This window comes from Microcoleus sp. S13_C3, assembly GCF_036700905.1.
Taxonomy (GTDB): Bacteria; Cyanobacteriota; Cyanobacteriia; order Cyanobacteriales; family Microcoleaceae; genus Microcoleus.
The window spans coordinates 1-2,405 of the sequence record NZ_JAUBPT010000326.1 but is presented as its reverse complement, the minus strand read 5'-3'; the positions used below and the strand labels follow the sequence as shown (position 1 = coordinate 2,405).

At 42.9% G+C, this 2,405-nt stretch carries 3 protein-coding genes and 1 pseudogene; 3 read left to right on the top strand and 1 reads right to left on the bottom strand.

Going from position 1 to position 2,405, the window contains the following annotated elements:
- The first annotated feature begins 116 nt into the window (after positions 1–116).
- Both QUA16_RS36410 and QUA16_RS36405 read left to right on the top strand, forming a co-directional pair.
- Positions 117–722 carry a Uma2 family endonuclease gene (locus QUA16_RS36410; RefSeq protein ID WP_333108209.1) on the top strand — a complete coding sequence of 202 codons (606 nt, stop codon included), beginning with the start codon at positions 117–119 and terminating at the stop codon, positions 720–722.
- A 232-nt stretch (positions 723–954) separates the two neighbouring features.
- Entirely contained in the window at positions 955–1,539 is a 585-nt protein-coding gene (locus QUA16_RS36405) for a Uma2 family endonuclease (RefSeq protein ID WP_333181790.1), read from the top strand.
- A gap of 15 nt (positions 1,540–1,554) precedes the next feature.
- Here the strand turns inward: QUA16_RS36405 and QUA16_RS36400 are convergent, their stop codons facing one another.
- On the bottom strand, positions 1,555–1,749 hold the full coding sequence (locus tag QUA16_RS36400) for a hypothetical protein (protein ID WP_333108211.1): 195 nt from the start codon (positions 1,747–1,749) through the stop codon (positions 1,555–1,557).
- A 237-nt stretch (positions 1,750–1,986) separates the two neighbouring features.
- On the opposite strand from QUA16_RS36400, the pseudogene QUA16_RS36395 reads away from it, so the two are divergent.
- Positions 1,987–2,405, top strand: a pseudogene (locus QUA16_RS36395) (hypothetical protein); the annotation flags it as partial.

The window sequence follows — 2,405 nt, the reverse complement described above, 5'->3', positions numbered from 1 at the left end:
TATTTGCAAGCTTTAAGGCTGTTGGCGAACCCGCCCCTACGGCTAATTGAGAATGGTGCAATATCTCAGTTTTAACTAAACTTACAATTAAATTACATCCCGTTAAAACACGATCTATGACCTACACCACAGCCAAATTACTTAGCTTTGAGGAGTTTATCGCCCAATATGGGGATAATACACGCTATGAACTAATTGACGGAGAACTCAGAGACAGGTCACCTACGGGCCCTCACGAAGCTGTTGCCGGGAGTATTGCGGGTAAAATTTATGTCGAAATCTTTCGGGATAACTTCAACTGGTTGGTGCCTAAAAATTGTCTAATCAAACCACTCTATGCTGAAGCTACAGCGCTGCGTCCTGACGTAGTTGTTTTAGATAAATCAGAACTAGGTCAAGAACCCCTTTGGCAAAAAGAACCAGTTATTTGTAACGGTAGTACCATGAAGCTTGTTGCTGAAGTGGTCAGCACTAATTGGCAAGATTATTATGCCAGAAAAGTGGAAGAATACGCTTTTTTGAATATCCCAGAATATTGGATTGTGGACTTTCGTGGCTTGGGTGGTTGGCAATTTATCGGCAACCCAAAGCAACCGACTTTCACAGTCTGCCAGTTAGTTAATGGTGCATACCAGCAGCAACAATATCGCTTGGGAGATACTATTTCTTCTCACCTGTTTCCCAATTTACAACTGAGACTAGACGACATTATGCCGACTTGAAAGTCTGGTAAGCTGTCGCCGCGAACTTAAATTGTATATTCGGGCGTTGCTCAAAGCCACCCAACAAGAGTTGGATTGTTTTTTGACATATAATTTAAATGCAGAACAGCTTATCGAGCGATCGCACCTTGGGCAAAAAAGGCAATCTAAACTTATCACAGAAATAACGTTAACAGTATTTAATGCTTTATGAATGTTGTTTTAAACCCAGAACTTGATTGAGGTTTGCATGATGGCACAGACACTCTTACAGCCACTAGATCAACGGTTCATTCAGTCCGGGATTAGCTGGGAACAGTTCAAGCTAATTGAACAGGGGTTTTCTGACTCCCCAGGGACGAGGTTGTTTTATTACAAAGGAGAGGTAGAAATATTGGCAGTTTCCCCAGAACACGAATTTTTTAGTCGGACAATTTGTACGCTGCTGGGTATCTACTGCGCCGAAAATGAAATTGAGTTTGCCCCTACGGGAAGCTTTACCCAAGAAAAGGAAGGGGTAGTATCTGCACAAGCTGATGAATCTTATTTTATTGGCAGACGCATAACCTCAAATTCTCCCCCAGATTTATGTATCGAAGTAGTCTTCACTAGCGGTACTGTCAAAAAATTGCAGGGCTATCGAGTATTGGGAGTTGCTGAAGTCTGGTTTTGGGAGGATGGTGTATTGGCTATGTATCGCTTGGGTTCTGAGGGTTATGAAAAAATTTCTTCAAGTGTGGTTTTGCCAGATTTAGAGATTAACTTACTGTGTCGCTGCTTGCTGATGGCTTCGAGTGTGGAAGCGATGAGGGAGTTTAGGAGGGTAATTTCTGGTTAAGCTATTTTCCTATGATTAACTTGATTTTAGTATGTTGAACGATCGCCAGCTTAGCAGTGCGGCAAGGATAATAGTACAGGTAAACACGGCGATTAGGGCGATCGCAGCGGTAGAGGGTATAGACAGAATGGGCCCGCCGTATTTGATGGTGAGGGAGAGGGCGATCGAGATCAAAAATACTTTTAGGATAAATGCGGTGTTTCCGTCCATAGAATTAGCCTGTAGTTGTATAATTTGGCATTGAGACTATTATGGCAAATTTCTGGACTGGGCGTGGGGTTGGGAGGTAAGTAGAGAGCGATCAGACGAACTTACCCAACTGGCAGCGCGATCGCACCTAACAATTTTTTTAACAGGAAAGCGGCAATGAATGTTGTTTTAAACTCAGAAATCCCATAGCGATTAAATGATGATAGAATGCAGTAATAAAAATCCATCATAAATTCCATGACGCGATTCATTCACGATCGCTTTGCCAAAGAATACCTGGAAGAAATGCTCTCTCCCATCGGCACAGTCAATATCGGTCGCGATGTGACCAGCGAAGTCCGAGAAATCGATGTCTATTTCACTCCCGGCACCCTAATCCCAGAATACACACATAATCTAGGATTGTTGGGAAAAATGGCCAACACAACTGCAATATTTGAACCGTTTCGTAATCCGATAACTGTCAGCGAAGTCTGGAACTGCACCAGTAAGTTATTCGATTTGCGAAGAGAATTAGAGCGGCAGGCAAGAAGAGAAAATACTCGCTATGATGATGCTAAGTTGCCGTTCCTGTGGATTTTGACCAAAGAAATGGGTACAAGCCCCGTCCTTCTAGGACGGCTTTTCTTCTTTGAGTTTATCGATCCAGTCTTCAA

What these genes read in the sequence shown, in the direction of transcription:
- QUA16_RS36405 (WP_333181790.1), top strand. Translation starts at nt 955, where the DNA reads ATGGCACAGACACTCTTACAGCCACTAGATCAACGGTTCATTCAGTCC.
- QUA16_RS36400 (WP_333108211.1), bottom strand. Translation starts at nt 1,749, where the DNA reads ATGGACGGAAACACCGCATTTATCCTAAAAGTATTTTTGATCTCGATC.
- QUA16_RS36410 (WP_333108209.1), top strand. Translation starts at nt 117, where the DNA reads ATGACCTACACCACAGCCAAATTACTTAGCTTTGAGGAGTTTATCGCC.